18 protein-coding genes are annotated in these 18,252 nt (G+C 42.9%); all 18 read left to right on the top strand.

Features of this window, described 5'->3' with window-relative positions; all coding sequences use genetic code 11:
* Positions 1-36 precede the first annotated feature (36 nt).
* Positions 37-342, top strand: a complete 306-nt coding sequence (gatC, locus tag IGJ05_RS03750; RefSeq protein ID WP_005225977.1) for an Asp-tRNA(Asn)/Glu-tRNA(Gln) amidotransferase subunit GatC — start codon at positions 37-39, stop codon at positions 340-342.
* Positions 342-1,814 carry an Asp-tRNA(Asn)/Glu-tRNA(Gln) amidotransferase subunit GatA gene (gene gatA, locus IGJ05_RS03745; RefSeq protein ID WP_081117062.1) on the top strand — a complete coding sequence of 491 codons (1,473 nt, stop codon included), beginning with the start codon at positions 342-344 and terminating at the stop codon, positions 1,812-1,814. The genes gatC and gatA overlap by 1 nt, the downstream gene beginning before the upstream one ends.
* Positions 1,811-3,241: an Asp-tRNA(Asn)/Glu-tRNA(Gln) amidotransferase subunit GatB gene (gatB, locus tag IGJ05_RS03740; protein ID WP_005225979.1), complete on the top strand. Its 1,431-nt coding sequence runs from the start codon at positions 1,811-1,813 to the stop codon at positions 3,239-3,241. The genes gatA and gatB overlap by 4 nt, the downstream gene beginning before the upstream one ends.
* A gap of 10 nt (positions 3,242-3,251) precedes the next feature.
* On the top strand, positions 3,252-4,286 hold the full coding sequence (locus tag IGJ05_RS03735) for a diacylglycerol kinase (RefSeq protein ID WP_010748185.1): 1,035 nt from the start codon (positions 3,252-3,254) through the stop codon (positions 4,284-4,286).
* A 370-nt stretch (positions 4,287-4,656) separates the two neighbouring features.
* Positions 4,657-4,956, top strand: coding sequence for a YlaN family protein (locus IGJ05_RS03730; RefSeq protein WP_010748186.1), 300 nt, complete (start codon positions 4,657-4,659; stop codon positions 4,954-4,956).
* Between the two features lie 2 nt (positions 4,957-4,958).
* A complete protein-coding gene (locus IGJ05_RS03725) occupies positions 4,959-6,122 on the top strand; it encodes an FtsW/RodA/SpoVE family cell cycle protein (protein WP_005225982.1) in 1,164 nt (387 codons plus the stop codon).
* A gap of 22 nt (positions 6,123-6,144) precedes the next feature.
* Positions 6,145-9,573 (top strand): pyruvate carboxylase, encoded by a 3,429-nt coding sequence (locus tag IGJ05_RS03720; RefSeq protein ID WP_016609529.1) that lies wholly within the window; start codon positions 6,145-6,147, stop codon positions 9,571-9,573.
* 15 nt (positions 9,574-9,588) lie between these two features.
* Complete coding sequence (locus tag IGJ05_RS03715; RefSeq protein WP_015509623.1) at positions 9,589-10,719, top strand: CAP-associated domain-containing protein; 1,131 nt, start codon at positions 9,589-9,591, stop codon at positions 10,717-10,719.
* Positions 10,706-11,134, top strand: a complete 429-nt coding sequence (locus IGJ05_RS03710) for a YlbF family regulator (protein WP_081117060.1) — start codon at positions 10,706-10,708, stop codon at positions 11,132-11,134. Before IGJ05_RS03715 ends, IGJ05_RS03710 begins: the two co-directional genes overlap by 14 nt.
* On the top strand, positions 11,121-11,465 hold the full coding sequence (locus IGJ05_RS03705) for a YlbG family protein (protein WP_005225986.1): 345 nt from the start codon (positions 11,121-11,123) through the stop codon (positions 11,463-11,465). Before IGJ05_RS03710 ends, IGJ05_RS03705 begins: the two co-directional genes overlap by 14 nt.
* Positions 11,466-11,565: 100 nt before the next feature.
* Complete coding sequence (rsmD, locus tag IGJ05_RS03700; RefSeq protein WP_005225987.1) at positions 11,566-12,120, top strand: 16S rRNA (guanine(966)-N(2))-methyltransferase RsmD; 555 nt, start codon at positions 11,566-11,568, stop codon at positions 12,118-12,120.
* A 1-nt stretch (position 12,121) separates the two neighbouring features.
* The gene (gene coaD / locus IGJ05_RS03695) at positions 12,122-12,616 is read left to right on the top strand and encodes a pantetheine-phosphate adenylyltransferase (protein WP_005231326.1); all 495 of its coding nucleotides are present in this window, start codon (positions 12,122-12,124) and stop codon (positions 12,614-12,616) included.
* A complete protein-coding gene (locus IGJ05_RS03690; protein ID WP_005235759.1) occupies positions 12,606-13,658 on the top strand; it encodes a SepM family pheromone-processing serine protease in 1,053 nt (350 codons plus the stop codon). Before coaD ends, IGJ05_RS03690 begins: the two co-directional genes overlap by 11 nt.
* 92 nt (positions 13,659-13,750) lie before the next feature.
* Positions 13,751-14,164 carry a DUF1149 family protein gene (locus tag IGJ05_RS03685; protein ID WP_005225990.1) on the top strand — a complete coding sequence of 138 codons (414 nt, stop codon included), beginning with the start codon at positions 13,751-13,753 and terminating at the stop codon, positions 14,162-14,164.
* A 22-nt stretch (positions 14,165-14,186) separates the two neighbouring features.
* On the top strand, positions 14,187-14,558 hold the full coding sequence (locus IGJ05_RS03680; protein ID WP_081117059.1) for a VOC family protein: 372 nt from the start codon (positions 14,187-14,189) through the stop codon (positions 14,556-14,558).
* Between the two features lie 165 nt (positions 14,559-14,723).
* Positions 14,724-15,458, top strand: coding sequence for a metallophosphoesterase family protein (locus IGJ05_RS03675; protein ID WP_081117058.1), 735 nt, complete (start codon positions 14,724-14,726; stop codon positions 15,456-15,458).
* 137 nt (positions 15,459-15,595) lie between these two features.
* The gene (locus IGJ05_RS03670; RefSeq protein ID WP_081117057.1) at positions 15,596-17,782 is read left to right on the top strand and encodes a Tex family protein; all 2,187 of its coding nucleotides are present in this window, start codon (positions 15,596-15,598) and stop codon (positions 17,780-17,782) included.
* Positions 17,779-18,243 carry a SprT family protein gene (locus IGJ05_RS03665; protein ID WP_081117056.1) on the top strand — a complete coding sequence of 155 codons (465 nt, stop codon included), beginning with the start codon at positions 17,779-17,781 and terminating at the stop codon, positions 18,241-18,243. The genes IGJ05_RS03670 and IGJ05_RS03665 overlap by 4 nt, the downstream gene beginning before the upstream one ends.
* Positions 18,244-18,252 lie beyond the last annotated feature (9 nt).

Here is an 18,252-nt window from a genome sequence, read left to right as displayed (position 1 = left end):
AACGTAGATTACGGATACGAGAAAGAGGAGGATTTTATGGCGATCAGCGAAGAACAAGTCAAACACGTTGCCAAACTAGCAAAACTTTCATTCTCAGACGATGAATTACATGAGTTTACCTCTCAGCTAGGGAAAATTATTGATATGGTTGAAACACTTGAAGAAGTGGACACCACAGGAGTACCATTCACATCGAATGTCGCAGAAACGATTAACGTGATGCGTGAAGATGTAACGACCGGCGGCTGGGACCGTGATGAATTAATGAAAAATGTTCCAGAATCCGAAGAAGGCTTTATCAAAGTGCCTGCAATCATTGATAATGGGGAGGCGGGTGCCTAATGACTGAATTATATAAAAAAAGCTTAGAAGAATTACACAGCTTATTAGTGTCAAAGGAAATTACTGCAACAGACTTAACGAGCGAAACCTTTGCTCGCATTAAAGAAACAGAGCCGAAAGTCGATGCGTTTCTAGCGTTGAATGAAGAAAAAGCGCAGGAATTGGCACAAGCCATCGATCAAAAAGGCATCACTGAAAGCAATGTGTTGGCGGGAATTCCAATCGGAATCAAAGACAACATCGTTACCAAAGATTTGCGGACAACAGCTGCTTCAAAAATCTTAGGTAATTTTGATCCAATTTACGATGCGACCGTTATGGACAAAGTTTACCAAGCAGACATGATTCCAGTTGGTAAGTTAAATATGGATGAATTTGCCATGGGCGCAAGTACCGAAACGTCGTTCTTTAAGAAAACGAAAAACGCTTGGGACGAAACAAAAGTACCTGGTGGTTCATCAGGTGGCTCGGCAGCTGCCGTTGCAGCTGGACAAGTTCCCCTATCATTAGGTAGCGATACGGGTGGTTCGATTCGTCAACCAGCAGCTTTCAATGGGATCGTCGGGATGAAGCCAACCTACGGACGGGTTTCTCGTTTTGGTCTGATCGCGTTTGCATCATCTTTAGATCAAATTGGTCCGATGACGCGTGGTGTGAAAGACAATGCCTTTGCATTAAATGCCATCAGTGGGTTTGATGCGAAAGATAGTACGTCAGCAGGCGCTGCTGTTCCTGATTTTACAGCAGGTTTGACGGGTGATATCAAAGGTATGAAAGTCGCTTTGCCAAAAGAATACTTAGGTGAAGGGATCCAAGCAGGCGTTCGAGAAGCAATCTTAAAAGCAGCGGACACTTTCCGTGCGTTAGGAGCGACTGTGGAAGAAGTCAGCTTGCCACACTCAAAATACGGGGTAGCCGTTTACTATATCATCGCTTCTTCTGAAGCAAGTTCTAATTTGCAACGTTTTGACGGTATTCGTTATGGTTTCCGTTCAGAAAATGTCAGCAATCTAGAAGATGTCTATGTCAATTCTCGCAGTGAAGGATTCGGGGAAGAAGTAAAACGCCGGATCATGTTAGGTACGTTTTCACTAAGTGCTGGCTACTACGATGCCTACTTCAAAAAAGCCGGTCAAGTACGGACGTTGATCAAAAAAGATTTCGATAAGGTCTTCAGCCAATACGACTTGATCATTGGCCCAGCTTCCCCAACGGTAGCATTTGGTATTGGAGAAAACATCAATGATCCGATCACCATGTACTTGAATGATATTTTAACCATTCCTGTGAACTTAGCAGGACTGCCAGGGATGTCGATCCCAGCAGGTTTTTCTGAAGGACTGCCAGTCGGCTTGCAGATCATTGGGAAACATTTTGATGAAGCAACCATGTATAAAGCGGCTTATGCCTTTGAACAAGCAACTGATTTCCACACGAAAAAACCAGTGATTTTAGGAGGGGATAAGGCATGAACTTCGAAACAGTCATTGGGCTTGAAGTCCACGTAGAATTAAAAACAGAATCAAAGATTTTTTCTCCAGCACCTGCTCACTTTGGCGCTGAACCAAATAGCAACACGAATGTGATCGACTGGGGCTATCCAGGTGTTTTACCAGTAATGAACAAAGCGGCTATCGAATTTGGGATGAAAGCTGCGCTTGCGCTGAATTGTGAAATCTCAAAAGAAACGCATTTCGACCGCAAAAACTATTTCTATCCCGACAATCCAAAAGCGTATCAAATTTCGCAATTCGATCAACCGATCGGTCATGATGGGTGGATCGAGATCGAAGTGGAAGGCAAAAAGAAAAAGATTCGCATCGAGCGAGTTCATTTGGAAGAAGATGCTGGGAAAAACATGCACGGCAAAGGCGGTTATTCTTATGTTGATCTAAATCGTCAAGGAACCCCTTTGATCGAGATCGTTTCCGAAGCGGATATGCGTTCACCAGAAGAAGCATATGCGTATCTAGAAGCGTTGCGTTCAATCATCTTGTTTACAGAAGTATCCGATGTGAAGATGGAAGAAGGTTCCATGCGTTGTGATGCGAATATTTCGTTGCGACCTTACGGCCAAGAACAATTCGGAACAAAAACAGAACTGAAAAACTTAAACTCTATGTCCTTCGTGAAAAAAGGGTTGGCATTTGAAGAAAAACGCCAAGCCAAAGTATTGCTTTCTGGAGGCGAGATCCAACAAGAAACTCGACGTTTTGATGAAGCAACCAGCAAAACCTTATTGATGCGTGTCAAAGAAGGTTCTTCTGATTATCGTTACTTCCCAGAACCAGATATCCCACGGTTTGTGATCGATGATGAATGGATCGAACGTGTACGTCAAAGCTTGCCAGAAATGCCGCAAAAACGTCGTGCCCGTTACATCTCTGAATTGGGCTTACCAGAATATGATGCAATGGTCTTGACTTTATCAAAAGAAATGTCCGATTTCTTTGAAAAAACCATCGATGCTGGTGCTGATCCTAAACAAGCTTCTAACTGGTTGATGGGTGAAGTTTCAGCGTATCTGAACAGCGAGAAATTGGAACTGCCAGAAACGAAATTAACCCCAGACAATTTAGCGGGAATGATTCGTTTGATCGCCGATGGCACGATCAGTTCGAAGATTGCGAAAAAAGTCTTCAAAGAGTTGATCACAAACGGCGGCGACGCTGAAGAAGTCGTAAAAGCCAAAGGATTGATCCAATTATCAGATCCTGCGCAATTACTACCAATGATCAATGAAGTATTAGATAATAACCAACAATCCGTCGATGACTTCAAAAACGGAAAAGACCGCGCAGTCGGTTTCTTAGTTGGTCAAATCATGAAAGCAACCAAAGGACAAGCGAATCCAGGCGTTGTGAACAAGCTGTTGCAAGAAGAACTAGCAAAGCGATAAGAGGCAAGCGATGAAAAGAGCAAGAGTAATCTACAACCCGACATCTGGGAAAGAATTGATTCGAAAAAACTTAGCAGATATTTTAGATGTTTTGGAAACTGGCGGTTATGAGGCGAGTGCATTTGCCACGACCGCTGCGCCATTTTCCGCTCGTGATGAAGCAAGAAGAGCCGGCGAAGCTGGTTTTGATTTGGTGGTAGCTGCCGGTGGGGATGGCACGATCAATGAAGTCGTCAATGGGATCGCTCCTTTAGAAAAGCGACCAAAAATGGCGATCATTCCTGGAGGCACGACCAATGACTACGCACGAGCGCTAAAGATTCCCCGTACGGATATCAAAGCAGCTGCGGAAGTGATTTTGAAGCAGCAGACAGTGAAAATGGATGTCGGAAAAACACCCAACACGTATTTTATCAACATTGCTGCTGGTGGGCACTTAACGGAATTGACCTACGATGTTCCCTCTGAACTGAAAAGTGTTTTTGGCTACTTAGCTTATCTAGCAAAAGGAGCGGAATTACTCCCTCGTGTCAAACCAATCAAAATGCATCTAAAGTATGAAGACGGAGAATACATTGGCGGAGCGTCGATGTTCTTTTTAGGGCTGACGAATTCAGTTGGGGGCTTTGAACAGATTGCGCCTGATGCAAAGCTTGACGATGGGAAATTTTCGTTGATCATTGTCAAAACGGCCAATATTTTTGAGATCGTCCACTTAGTTGCTTTAATGATGAATGGTGGAAAACACATCAACGATCGTCGCCTGATTTATACGAAAACATCTTTTCTTGAAGTAGACGCACCAGAACAGGTCAATCGTTTAATGATCAACCTTGATGGCGAATACGGCGGAGATGCTCCTATGCGCTTTGAAAACCTACACAATCATATTGAGTTTTTTGCAAATGTCGATCAAATCCCTGACGATGCGGTCGTTGGTGAGCAAAATTATCAAGAGATGAGCGAAGGTTTTATTAAAGAAGTCGAACGTCTTTCCGATGAGGACATCAATGGGGATGGCAAGATCGGCGATGAAACAAAGTAAACGATTTTTCTTTTCATGCGAGTTGAAAGAACAGGGACTTTTGGACCTGTTCTTTTTTTAAAACGTAATTGTGGAAAAGCAGGCACCGATTTTTTTTCGAATACTTGATAGAATAGCTTTTCTTAAATTTTAGTAAAGGACGTTTTTTATAAAGCGTTTCACGATCTGCCTTTGTTTCACGAGATCGGGCGCGGATCATATAAATAAAACGAATAAAATTTCCAAAACACGAATGATAATCATCAAAAAGCGAACTTTTCGAATATATGCTCATTAAAGTTCGTTATTTCCGTATTTCTATCCAATCTATGGATGCAAAAGCGAATAAGAATATGCTATAATGGTGAAACGAAGAAATGGGGGGACCGGAATGGAGCAAATCGATTCTACAAAAGCGCTTGATCTGCTGAGAGATGACGCAGAACGAATCAAAAAGCTGATCCGAAACCAAGAAAATAGTTTATGTATCGCACAATGCAAAGCATTTGAAGAAGTGGTTGATACCCAGATGTATGGTCTATCACGACAAGTGGCATTTGCGATCCGCTTGGGGATCGTTGATAATCAAACAGGGCAGCAATTGATGGCGGATCTTGAAAAAGATTTGAACCAATTGTATAGCGAGGTCTACGAGGACCAGCGGACACCTGACATCGGCAAGGAGGCATAAACTTGCCAGAGAAAGTAAAGAAAAGACATTTATTAGATTATAGTATTTTGTTACCATATATTGTTATGTGTGTCACGGGCTTGATGATGGTTTATAGTTCCACATCTTACGTTGCGATGACCGCCACACAACCGACGACAGCTGCTTCTTACGTCATCAATCAAACATTGTTTTGGTTGGTGAGCCTAATAGCGATCACTGTCATGTATAAAATGAAAACGGATGTTTTTCGGAACAAAAAATTTGTCCAGATCGCCATGATCGTCATCTTGTTTTTATTGATCGCTGCCTTCTTTTTCCCAAGAAGAAATGGGGCACTCGGTTGGTTATCGATTGCTGGCTTTTCCATTCAACCAGCAGAGTATTTAAAGTTTATTGTGATTTGGTTTTTATCGGTGACGCTATCTTATCGTCAAAAAGGTATCCAACAAGAATTTTGGAAAACGGTTTGGCGTCCAATCGGAATCGTTTTTGTCTACACCGGGATCATGGCACTTTATCCCGACTTAGGGAATGCTGTAATCGTTATGTTGCTGGCATTTGTCGTGTTATTGTCTAGCGGATTGAATTACCTGTATACCTTAATATTAGGTGTGGCAGGTATTATCGGTAGTATGTTGATCGTCTTGTTTGTGAATCTAACCGGTGGTAAGCTTTTACCCGACTATGTCTATAGTCGTTTTTCATCTTTTTTGAACCCGTTTGCTGATGAATACAATACAGGTCATCAAATGGTTAATGGGTATTACGCAATGTTCAACGGTGGGCTGTTCGGGCGCGGGCTTGGAAATAGTATCCAAAAACGTGGCTTCTTAAACGAAGCGCACACCGATTATATATTTTCGATCGTTATGGAAGAATTAGGGCTGATCCCATCGATCATCATTTTAGGTGTTTTGTTCTATATGGTGGGACGAATCTTTCTTGTCGGTATCCGTTCAAGAGATCCCTTTAATTCCATGATGTGCATAGGTATAGGGACATTATTTATGTCTCAGATTTTTATCAACTTAGGTGGAATCACTGGTTTGATCCCATTGACGGGAATCACTTTCCCATTTCTAAGTCAAGGTGGATCAAGCTTGCTGATGCTATCGATTTGTATCGGTTTTGTGTTAAATATCAGTGCCGAAGAAAAGAGGAAACAGGTTTATTTGAATTATTGATCAATTGAATGGAGTGGATTAGATGAAGAAAATTCTTGTTGCCAATCGTGGAGAAATCGCGATCCGTGTCTTCCGCGCATGTGCGGAACTTGGGATCAAAACTGTCGGAATTTATGCTGCGGAGGATGAATACTCCGTCCATCGCTTTAAAGCAGACGAAGCGTATTTAGTGGGGAAAGGCAAACGTCCGATCGATGCGTATTTAGACATTGAAGATATCATTCGCACGGCGAAAAAGGCCGGTGCCGAAGGAATCCATCCTGGATACGGCTTTTTATCAGAAAATCTGGGATTTGCTCAACGCTGTGAAGAAGAAGGTTTGATTTTCATCGGACCATCCACCCATCATTTAGATATTTTTGGCGACAAGATCAAAGCAAAAGCAGCAGCGATCGAGGCAGGGATTCAATCGATTCCTGGCTCTGACGGTCCAGTTGCATCGATCGATGACGTTTTAGCTTTTGCAAACGAACATGATTATCCAATCATGATCAAAGCAGCCCTTGGGGGCGGTGGGCGAGGCATGCGTGTCGCTCATGATGAAAAAGAAGCAAGAGACGGCTACGAACGTGCCAAAAGTGAAGCCAAAGCGGCATTTGGTAGCGATGAAGTCTACGTTGAAAAATACATTAGTAATCCAAAACATATTGAAGTCCAAATTTTAGGAGATACGCACGGAAACGTCGTTCACTTATTTGAACGTGATTGCTCGGTTCAGCGCCGCCACCAAAAAGTAGTCGAGGTGGCACCTTGTGTGTCAATGACTGATGAACAACGGGAAAAAATATGCCAAGCAGCCGTTCAACTAATGAAGCATGTCGGCTATATCAATGCTGGAACCGTGGAATTTTTAGTAGAGGGCGACAAATTCTACTTTATCGAAGTAAACCCACGGGTCCAAGTGGAACATACGATCACTGAAATGATCACCAATTTAGACATCGTGACGACACAAATTTTGATTGCACAAGGCAAAGACTTGCATAAAGAAATCGGAATTCCTGAACAAAAAGACATTCGCTTTGAGGGTGTTGCGATCCAATGTCGCGTGACGACAGAAGATCCAGCGAATAATTTTATGCCAGATACTGGTAAGATCGATACCTACCGCTCTCCGGGTGGGTTTGGGGTTCGTTTAGATGTCGGAAATGCTTATGCCGGTGCAGTGGTAACCCCTTATTTCGACTCGCTACTTGTAAAAGTCTGTACGCATGCTGCTTCGTTCGACCAAGCAATTCAAAAAATGATGCGCTGTCTGAAAGAATTCCGAGTACGTGGTGTGAAAACAAACATTCTCTTTATGCGTAATGTTGTTTCTCATCCAGCCTTTCGTTCAGGGGAAGCCAAAACTACCTTTATCGACAATACGCCAGAACTATTCAATTTCCCTCGGATTCGTGACCGTGGAAACAAAACCATGAAGTATATCGGTGAAATCACGATCAATGGATTCCCGGGAATCGAAAAACAAAAGAAACCTTTCTACAATGAACCACGGATGCCACAACACATCCAAGCAACGCCTGATTTTGTCAGCGCCAAAAATATTTTAGATACGAAAGGTGCCGAGGGTGTCGTTGAATGGATCGGTCAACAAAAGAATGTCTTACTGACGGATACAACCTTCCGAGATGCCCATCAAAGTTTGTTGGCAACTCGTGTAAGAACCCATGACTTTAAGAAAATTGCCGCGATGACGGAAGCTGGCCTACCACAATTGTTCTCAAGTGAAATGTGGGGTGGGGCAACCTTTGACGTTGCGTACCGTTTCTTAACAGAAGATCCATGGGAAAGATTGCGGATGTTCAGGAAAAAAATGCCAAATACACTCTTACAAATGTTGTTTAGAGGCTCCAACGCTGTCGGGTATTCCAATTATCCAGACAATGTTTTGGAAGAATTCATCAAAGAATCTGCGGCACAAGGAATCGATGTATTCCGAATCTTTGATAGTTTGAACTGGGTCCCACAAATGGAGAAAAGTATCCAAGCTGTTCGTGATACGGGGAAAATTGCAGAAGCGACGATTTGTTATACAGGGGATATCAATGATCCATCCCGCCAAAAATATTCAGTACAATATTACAAAGATATGGCAAAAGAATTGCAAAATCTTGGTGCCCATATTATTGCTATCAAGGATATGGCTGGATTATTAAAACCGCAAGCGGCTTATCGTTTGATCAGTGAGTTAAAAGATACGATCGATGTACCGATCCATCTGCACACGCATGATACCAGCGGGAATGGGATTATCACTTACTCAGCAGCTACCAAAGCTGGCGTTGATATCGTGGATGTCGCTATGTCAGCTATCAGTGGCGCAACGAGTCAGCCAAGTATGAGTAGTTTGTATTATGCTCTTTTAAACGGCGAGCGTTGCCCAGAGATCAATGTGGATAATATCCAACAATTGAATCACTATTGGGAAGATGTCCGTATGTACTACCATTCCTTTGAAAATGGCTTGAACGCCCCTCAAACGGAAGTGTACAAGCATGAGATGCCAGGAGGACAATATACCAATCTCCAGCAACAAGCCAAAGCCGTTGGTTTAGGCGAAAAATGGGATGAAATCAAAGAAATGTATCATGAAGTCAATATGATGTTTGGAGACATCGTGAAAGTGACACCTTCTTCGAAAGTCGTGGGCGATATGGCGCTCTTCATGGTACAAAATGGCTTGTCAGAAAAAGATATTTTTGAAAAAGGCGATACATTGAGTTTCCCAGAATCAGTGATCACCTTCTTCCAAGGCGAGTTAGGTCAGCCAGTCGGTGGTTTCCCGAAAGAATTGCAACGCATTATCTTAAAAGGACGCCCAGCCTTTACGGAACGTCCAGGAGCCTTTGCCAAACCAGTTGATTTTGCCGTAGTGAAACAAGAACTAGCCGAAAAAATCGGCTATGAACCAAAACACGAAGAAGTCTTGAGCTACTTGATGTATCCGCAAGTCTTCCTTGATTATCGAAAAGCGTATGAGCAGTTTGCCGATGTAAAAGTCCTTGATACACCAACCTTCTTTAATGGTATGCGCTTAGGCGAAACGATCAATGTCGAATTAGAAAAAGGCAAAATCTTGATCATTCGTCTCGATGAAATCGGTGAACCAGATATCGAAGGCAATCGGACCCTCTTCTTTAACTTAAACGGTCAACGACGAGAAATCGTTGTGAAAGATAGTTCGATCATCAGTTCTGTTCAAACAAAACGCAAAGCAGAGCCAACGAACAAAGAACAAATCGGTGCCTCCATGAGTGGTTCAGTTTTAGAAGTATTAGTCAAAAAAGGTGATCGAGTGGCACGTGGACAGACGTTGATGGTCACTGAAGCGATGAAGATGGAAACTTCCGTCGAAGCTCGCTTCTCTGGTGTAGTTGAGCATGTTTACGTAACCGATGGGGAACCAATCCAGTCAGGAGACCTTCTGATTGAAGTCAAAGAAAAATAAGGAGTCGATCAGCAGATGAAGCGAAGGGGATTATTATTTTGCGGCTTATTTGTCCTAGCCCTGATAATCGTGTATTTGCAGCCAGTATTCATGCAAAACGCTTCAGATTCAAGAATGACGATCGAGAACCCAATCAAAGCACCAACGACCATGAATTATGAACCAATCGCAGCCCAAGGATTAGCTGAATTGATTGGGGAGCCTGTTTCTGATTTTGAAGAAATCTACGGGCTTCCAGTTCAAACGTATCGCTCGGGCTACGAGTTTGAAATTCGGGTCTACAATCAATTAGACGATCAGCAATATGTTGAGATCAATACTGATGGTGAGAGTGTGCAGGCAATCAAAGTGATCGGCGCCGGGGGATCTTCCCTAGCGCCCTTTGCAATGGGCATGACCTTGACTGACTTGACTGAGCTGACCATGATTTATCCCAATTTTACCTTGACACAAAATGATCGCACCATCAGTTTTGAGTTGATGGAAGAAGATATGAACTACCGACCCTTAGTAGCGTTTGATAATGGGACATTTGCTGTTTTATTCTTTGATCAAGAGACGGCTCAACTGCAGGCGATCACTTATTTGGATCAGACGACCCTGCTTAAGTTAGCGCCCTATCCCTTGACAGAAGGAGAACGACCGCTGTTTCAAGTTTCGCAAACGATTGACCAAGCACAAGCTGATCTTGAAAAAGAGACGTTAGCCTTTGTCATTATTGATAAGCTTCGTAATCAAATCGGTTTGGAAAGCTTTGTACAAGATACCCAGACGCATCAAGATGCGGTCGGACTTTTAGCAGATTTGACGAATAATCTATCGGATCATTTGACCTCTCAACGCATCCATTCCTATCAACGTGCTCTTTCTTCGGAAAAAACGAGTAATTTTGTTTTGACGAACGATGAGTGGCAGGAGTTATTAGCAGCGAAGGAGTTAGAGGCTTCTGCTTCGATTTTTGAAGCGCCTGTCTATGATCCAACCTTTACTATTTTATCTTGGTTCAGTAACCCAAGATTTACTGAACGTTTGACCCATGAACAATCAGAAAAGATAGGAATTGCTTTTTCTGAAGCAAATATGGTAGTCTTAGTGCAAGAAGATGTAGAAGGGACCGAGGATAGTACATCAGATGATTTACGATGAAGCCTTTTTCGAGATTGAAGATCAAATCGATTCACTTGTAACGGCAATCAAAGCGAGTGAAACGTGTAGAAACTATCAAATAGCGAAACAAACCATGCATCAAGATCCTGTTGCTCAGGAATTGATGCGAACGTTTTTAGAAAAAAAGCTGGATTTTGAAAGAATTGAAGCGTACGGCGCATATGCCCCTGATTTCAAAGAGAAAAAGCGTGCGATGCGCACAGCTAAGCGACAGCTGGATCTCCATGAGCAAGTGAGCGAGTACCGCTGGAGTGAAACGCAGCTGCAGCGTTTGCTGGATGAACTGACCGTAGCGATTTCTACGTGTTTTTCACCAACTGTCAAAGTGGATGCTGGAAGTCCTTTTTTTCAATCAAAATCAAGTTGTGGAGGAAATTGTCATGCACGAGGATAAAACGCCTTTTACGATGCAGAAGCGTCGAGGATTGATCGTATGGGTCTACAGCCTACGTCAACTAAAAAATTTGCGTCGTTTTGGCTTCGTTCATTATGTGTCACGCAAAATGAAATACGTGGTCATGTATTTGAACGAAGAAGAATACGAAAGCAAAAAAACAAAAATCGAGCAGTTTCACTTTGTTCGACAAGTTGAAGCTTCCTATCGACCAGATGTCGAAATGGATTTTGCTGAAAAAATTGGTACATCAGCAGCCTATCCAGTGAAAGATGAAGGGTTTGATATCGAAGAAAAAAATACGATGATTCGATTGGCAGAAAACGTGTAATAGAAAAGTGGGGGTGCCTTGAGTCACCGCCATTTTTTTATTGCTATTTATAGAAACAGTGCTATATTTGTATTTACGAAGATCTTGGAGGGAAAAACGCATGCGTGTAGTAGCCGGAGAATATGGTGGCCGCAGATTAAAAAGTCTTGCTGGAGATAACACTCGCCCCACGACAGACAAAGTAAAAGGGGCGATCTTTAACATGTTAGGGCAATATTTAGATGGAGGAGTTGTACTGGATCTGTTTAGTGGGAGCGGGGGCTTAGCGATCGAAGCGGTCTCTCGTGGTGCGGAGCATGCCGTTTGTGTCGACCGTAGTTTTCCAGCTATCAAAGTGATCCGTGAAAATATTGCAATAACCAAAGAACCAGAAAAGTTCACGGTACTAAAAATGGATGCCAATCAAGCCTTACGCCAGTTTGCAGCTGAGGGACAAAGCTTTGACTATCTATTTTTAGATCCACCTTACGCAAAGCAAGAGATCCTGCAACAGCTAGAAGCTATGCTGAAGGATGAATTGATTCGTCCGTTTGCTTATGTGGTTTGCGAAACAGATAAGTCCATCGTCTTGCCAGAAAAGATTGGTTCTTTGCATTTGATGCGCGCCCAAACCTATGGCATATCTGCGGTGACGATCTATAGAAATGAGGGATAACATGAAAAAGATTGCTTTATTTCCAGGAAGTTTTGATCCGCTGACGTCAGGTCATGTGGATCTGATTGAGCGAGGCGCAACGCTTTTTGATGAACTGATCGTGGGTGTTTTTACAAATACCAATAAAAAAAGTTTTTTTACAAGTGAAGAAAAAGTTCATCTAATTGAAGAAGCCCTCGCTCATATTCCAAACGTCAAGATTCTGGCGCAAGAAACGGAGCTGACGGTCACGATCGCGAAAAAACTAGGCGCCCAGTTTCTGCTTAGAGGCATTCGCAGTGTGAAAGATTATGAGTATGAGCGGGACATCATGGAAATGAATCATCACTTAGAACCTTCCCTGGAGACCGTCTTTCTTTTAGCAGATGCAAAGCATAGTTTCATCAGCTCCAGTTTGTTGAAAGAAATCTTAACCTTTAACGGCGATGTTGCGGAATATTTACCACAAAATATCTACGATGCTATAGTAAAGAAGCGTGATACCAATGAATCTTAAATCAACGATCAAATATGTTCTCTTGTTTGTTTTAGCACTGATCATCGCAGCCTGTGCCTTTTTGCCGATTCCTTATTATATCGAGCAACCTGGTGCAACGATCGATTTAAAAGAATTGATTACCGTCAATCAAAAAGAAGACACCTCAGCTGGCTCCTTTTCTTTAACCAGTGTCGGGATTCGACAGGCTACCGTGTTTACGGCGATTGGAACAAAATTCAATGAATTTCAAGACTTGATCAGTGAGGAAGAACTTTTAGGCGGTGCGACAGATGAGGAGTACAATCGCATCCAGCGCTATTATATGGAATCCTCGCAAAATAGTGCGATTGAGCAAGCATTAAAGCTGGCAGACTTGCCTTATGAAATGACCTATAAAGGGGTCTATGTCATGGGGATCGATCCAAATTCCAGTTTTGCGGGGAAAATATCCGTTGGAGATACCGTCACCGCTGTCAATGGCAAAGAATTTAAAAGTAGCCAAGACTTTATCGACTATGTACAAAGTCAAACCATTGGTGATGAGATCACCGTAACTTACTTGCAAGATGGTGAAGAAAAAGAAGCAACAGGCAAATTAATTGAACTGGAAAGCAATCAAAAAGCAGGTATCGGTATCTCACTCGTCGATCATACAGAGATCACTTCTGATGAAGAGATCGTGATCGATTCTGGCAATATCGGTGGGCCTTCAGCTGGGTTGATGTTCACCCTTGAAATCTATGAACAGCTAACTGGAGATAACTTGCGTAAAGGCCATAATATTGCTGGAACCGGAACGATCTCAGCTGATGGGACGGTTGGTCGAATCGGTGGGATTGACAAAAAAGTAGCGAGTGCCAGCGAAAGTGGAGCAGAAATCTTTTTTGCTCCGGACGATGAAATCACTGACGAAGAGCGTGAAATAGATCCTTCCATTAAAACGAATTACGAAGAGGCAGTGGCAGCAGCGAAGAAGTTAGACACAGACATGAAAATCGTTCCGATCGCCAATGTTCAAGATGCATTGGACTACCTAGCAACACTAAAAGAAGCAAATTAAAACGGCACTTGCCGTTTTTTTTATTGTCTAAAGAATACAGTAGGCTCAAAGAAAAGGTTATGCTATACTTTTAGGTAAGGAGTGTGAATCTAGTGGAATTAAAAAGACAACAACCGATCGTTGAAGCATATCATTTTGATATGAAACCGAAAGACAAAGAAATGGAAACAAAATTGAATGTCGGCTTTGCGCCGTTAAAAGTCAAAGATGAAGAATATATGGAAAAAAACAGTATTATTGGTGCCCGCTTAGAATTCCAATTGGTGTTCCCTGATTACGTTTTGTCAGGACGTGTCGGACAAGTCAATCATATTTTGAATCGCAAAGTCAATTCTGGAGAGGATTTGACGAAAGCCGAAACTGATCGCTTGGTTGAGCCCTTGTTTGATATCGTCAAACGCTTGACTTATGAAGTGACAGAGATCGTGACCGACAAACCAGGTTTACAATTGAACTTTAATACCAATTCGAACGCTGCGCAAGAAGCGAAGGAAGCAGACGAATAACGAGAAATAGGAGGGATGCCCATTGTTTTCCAATCAAATGCAAGTGATGCTATACGTCGACGATGTGACGAAAGCAGTTGAGTTTTGGCAAGAACTAGGGTTTGTGATCATTGAACAACAAACCGTTGATGGAACATCCGTCGTTGAAATCGCGCCATCAAAAGAGGCGGAGGTACATTTTGTCTTATATGACCGTGAGTTTATCGAAACACATTCACCTGAAGTCGCTTTGAATTCCCCATCGATCATGTTTTTTGCAGAAGATATTACGACACTTTATAAGAAGCTTTTAGAGATGGAAGCAGAAGTGGGTGAATTGATTCAGATGGAAGAACAACTGGTTTTCAATTTTGCCGATCCGGATGGCAATTATTTTGCTGTTTCAGGAAAATAGCTTTTGTCGATCGTAACCAATCATTCGTCCTTTTGAACCCGACTTTATGTTGTCGTACTGTTCAGGACAAATGGTTGGTTTTTTCGTTTTATTGCAAGACATTTTACAGGCAAAGGTCTAAAATTGATAACAAGAGAATCAATTGCCTTTAAGGAGGAATTGACTATGCAAAACTATCTATATGCAATCAGTGATATTCATGGAATGGCCGATCTGTTTAAAAAACTTCTTACCGATTATGACCCTAAGCTCCATCAGCTGCTTTTGATTGGAGACTTAAATGATCGGGGGCCGAAGTCAAAAGAGTGTTTTTTTCTGGGAAAAAAGTTAGTCGAAGAATACCAAGCGATTTATTTACGCGGCAATCACGAGGAGTATTTTCTGCAATTTCTAAATGCCCCTGAGGATTGGTTTGCCGCTTACGTACGCAATGGCGGCAAAGAAACGATTGAAAGTCTTTTGCATACAGGCGCTACTGAGGAGTATTCGCCGACGGAAATCGCCTTAATGATCCGCAGTAGCTATCGAGACTTAATAGAGTTTTTGATGGAGCGACCGCTTTATTACGAATGGGGAAAGTATCTCTTTGTTCATGCGGGCGTGGATTTAAGTAAAAAAGATTGGCGTAAGACCGCAGACCATGATTTTATCTGGATTCGCGAGCCGTTTCATAAAGGAAAAAACCGTACAGGAAAAACGATCGTTTTTGGCCATACCGTCACGCCCATGCTGCATGGAGATATGCAGACGACGGATCTATGGCAACAAGACGACAAAATCGGCATCGATGGCGGGGCAGTATTTGGTGGATCGGTGCATGGCGTGATTTTTGATGATAAAGGGATCGTTCAGGACATCGAATACCAAAATTTAGCAGGTCCTTGGCAACCAGACTTTTAAAAGTCTTTTTGATAAAAGACAAAAGCAGCCATAACAAGAGTCGCGAAAGCAACATTGTTTTCGTGCAATCTTGTTCGCTCAATGGCTGTCTTTTTTATGTTAAAATAGCAAAAGCAACAAAGGAAAGGTGAGAACAAATGGCAGAAATGAATCAAGAGGTACTTGATTTAGTAAAACAAGAATTAACCGCTTTTACCCAAAAACAAATCAGTACGGTGTTGCAGTTATTGCAAGAAGGAAATACCGTCCCCTTTATTGCCCGCTACCGTAAAGAAATGACGAATGGACTTGACGAAGTTCAGATTCGAGAAATTGAAGAGCGATACCAGTACTTAGAAAACTTAGAGAAACGCAAGCAAGAGGTTTTGCGTTTGATAGAAGAACAAGAAAAGCTAACGCCTGAACTATCACAGGCGATTTTAGCTGCGACAAAAATGCAGGCCGTCGAAGACCTGTATCGTCCTTATAAACAAAAACGACGCACCAAAGCGACGATCGCCAAAGAGAACGGCTTGGAACCATTTGCTCAGTGGCTGTTAAGCTTCCCAAAAGCAGGTGACGTTCAAGAAAAAGCGGCCGAATTTATCAGTGATGCTGTTCCTACTGTAGAAGATGCCTTAGCAGGCGCGCACGAGATCATTGCAGAAGGCGTTGGTGATACTGCAGAGTTTCGTAGTTGGATCCGCAGCTATTACACAAACAAAGGACTGTATCAAAGCACGGTCAAAAATGCTGAAAAAGATGAAAAAGGCGTTTATGAAATGTATTACGATTTCCAGCATCCTATCAATAAGATGGTATCCCACCGAATTTTAGCCACTAATCGTGGGGAACAAGAAGACATCTTGAAGGTCGCCCTTGTGGCAGATGAAGAAAAAATCATGGATTACCTACGTCGCAAATTGATCACGAATAGGGATTCACCCGCAGCCGGTTTTGTTGAAGCTGCAGCTGCTGATGCGCTGAAACGGTTTATTTCACCAGCCATCGAACGAGAGATCCGCAATGAATTGACAGAAAAAGCTGACGAACAAGCAATTGCGATTTTTGGAGAAAATCTTCGCAATCTGTTGCTGCAGCCGCCATTGAAGGGCAAAGTCGTTTTAGGTTTTGATCCAGCGTATCGTACAGGCTGTAAACTAGCCGTCATTGATGAGACTGGAAAAGTACTAGCGATCGAAGTGATCTATCCTCATAAACCAGCGCCTATGAATAAGCGAGAAGCTGCCGGACCAGCGTTTCGTCGCTTATTACAAACCTATAGAGTCGAGATGGTCGCAATCGGTAATGGGACTGCGAGTCGGGAATCAGAGCAATTCGTCGCTGAACAATTAAAATTGATCGATCAAGAAGTATATTATGTGATCGTGAATGAGGCAGGCGCTTCTGTTTATTCTGCCAGTCCGATCGCTCGTCAAGAATTCCCTGATCTGCAAGTGGAAGAACGCAGCGCTATCAGTATTGGCCGCCGTCTGCAAGATCCCTTGGCAGAATTAGTCAAAATTGATCCACAATCCGTGGGCGTCGGACAATACCAGCATGACGTTTCGCAAAAACGCCTCGCTGAACAATTGGATTTTGTTGTTGAGACTGTTGTCAACCAAGTTGGCGTTGACGTCAATACCGCAAGTGCGGCACTCTTGCAGCATGTAGCTGGTTTAAATAAAACCACTGCTCAAAATATCGTGACTTATCGAGAAGAAAATGGTGTATTTACGCAGCGGAATCAACTGAAAAAAGTCCCTCGCTTAGGACCAAAAGCTTATGAACAGGCGATCGGCTTTATGCGGATACCTGGCGGAAAAGTCATTTTGGACAATACCGGGATCCATCCAGAAAGTTATGACACTGCCAAAGAAATTTTGGCGATCGCGGGTATTTCTTTAGCGGAGCTAGGGAAAGAGCAAATGGAAGAAAATAAAGCGAAACTTGCCCAACTACGCCCAGCGGAGCTTTCCGCAAAATTGTCAGTCGGTAAAGAAACCATCACGGATATCCTAAAGGCGTTAATGCAGCCTGGACGCGATATGCGTGATGAAATGCCAGCGCCATTATTGCGCAAAGATGTGCTGAGTATGGAGGACCTAAAACCGGGAATGGAACTGAAGGGAACGGTTCGAAATGTGATCGACTTTGGTGCTTTCGTCGATATCGGTGTCAAACAAGATGGACTGGTGCATTTGTCGAAGCTGAGCCGTTCGTTTGTAAAGCATCCGAAAGACGTTGTTTCCGTCGGTGATGTCGTAACCGTTTGGATCGAGCAAGTAGATGTCAAAAAAGGCCGTATCAGTTTAACCATGGTCGATCCGGGAAATGCAAAATGACCCAACAAGAATTGCAGCATTTGGTGGAAGAGCTGTCGCTGTCTGTTTTCAACAAACCATTCACGCATCGAGCGGTGTTTAATTCTCGCTTAAAAACAATCGGTGGCCGCTACCATCTAAGTGATCACCACTTGGATTTCAATCCAACCATGCTCACAGAACACGGGATGGAGGTTTTTATCGGCATTATCAAGCATGAATTGTGTCATTATCATTTGCACTTAGCAGGTCTTGGTCACCGTCACCAAGATCCTGCCTTTAAAGCATTGCTGGCAAGAACGGGAGGCTTGCGTTATGCACCTCCTGCCAAAAGGACAGCCAAACATCGCTATCGATGCCAAAATTGCGGCTGCGAGATTCGGCGGCAGCGACGTGTGGATATCAAAAAATATGTTTGTGGAAAATGTCGTGGACGTTTGCTAGAAATAGGAAATGATGAGAAAAGTCAAGTCGAAAAATAAAACTCGTTG

This window comes from Enterococcus sp. AZ167, assembly GCF_051714025.1.
Classification (GTDB): domain Bacteria; phylum Bacillota; class Bacilli; order Lactobacillales; family Enterococcaceae; genus Enterococcus_D; species Enterococcus_D casseliflavus.
This window is presented reverse-complemented; position numbering and strand designations above follow the sequence as displayed.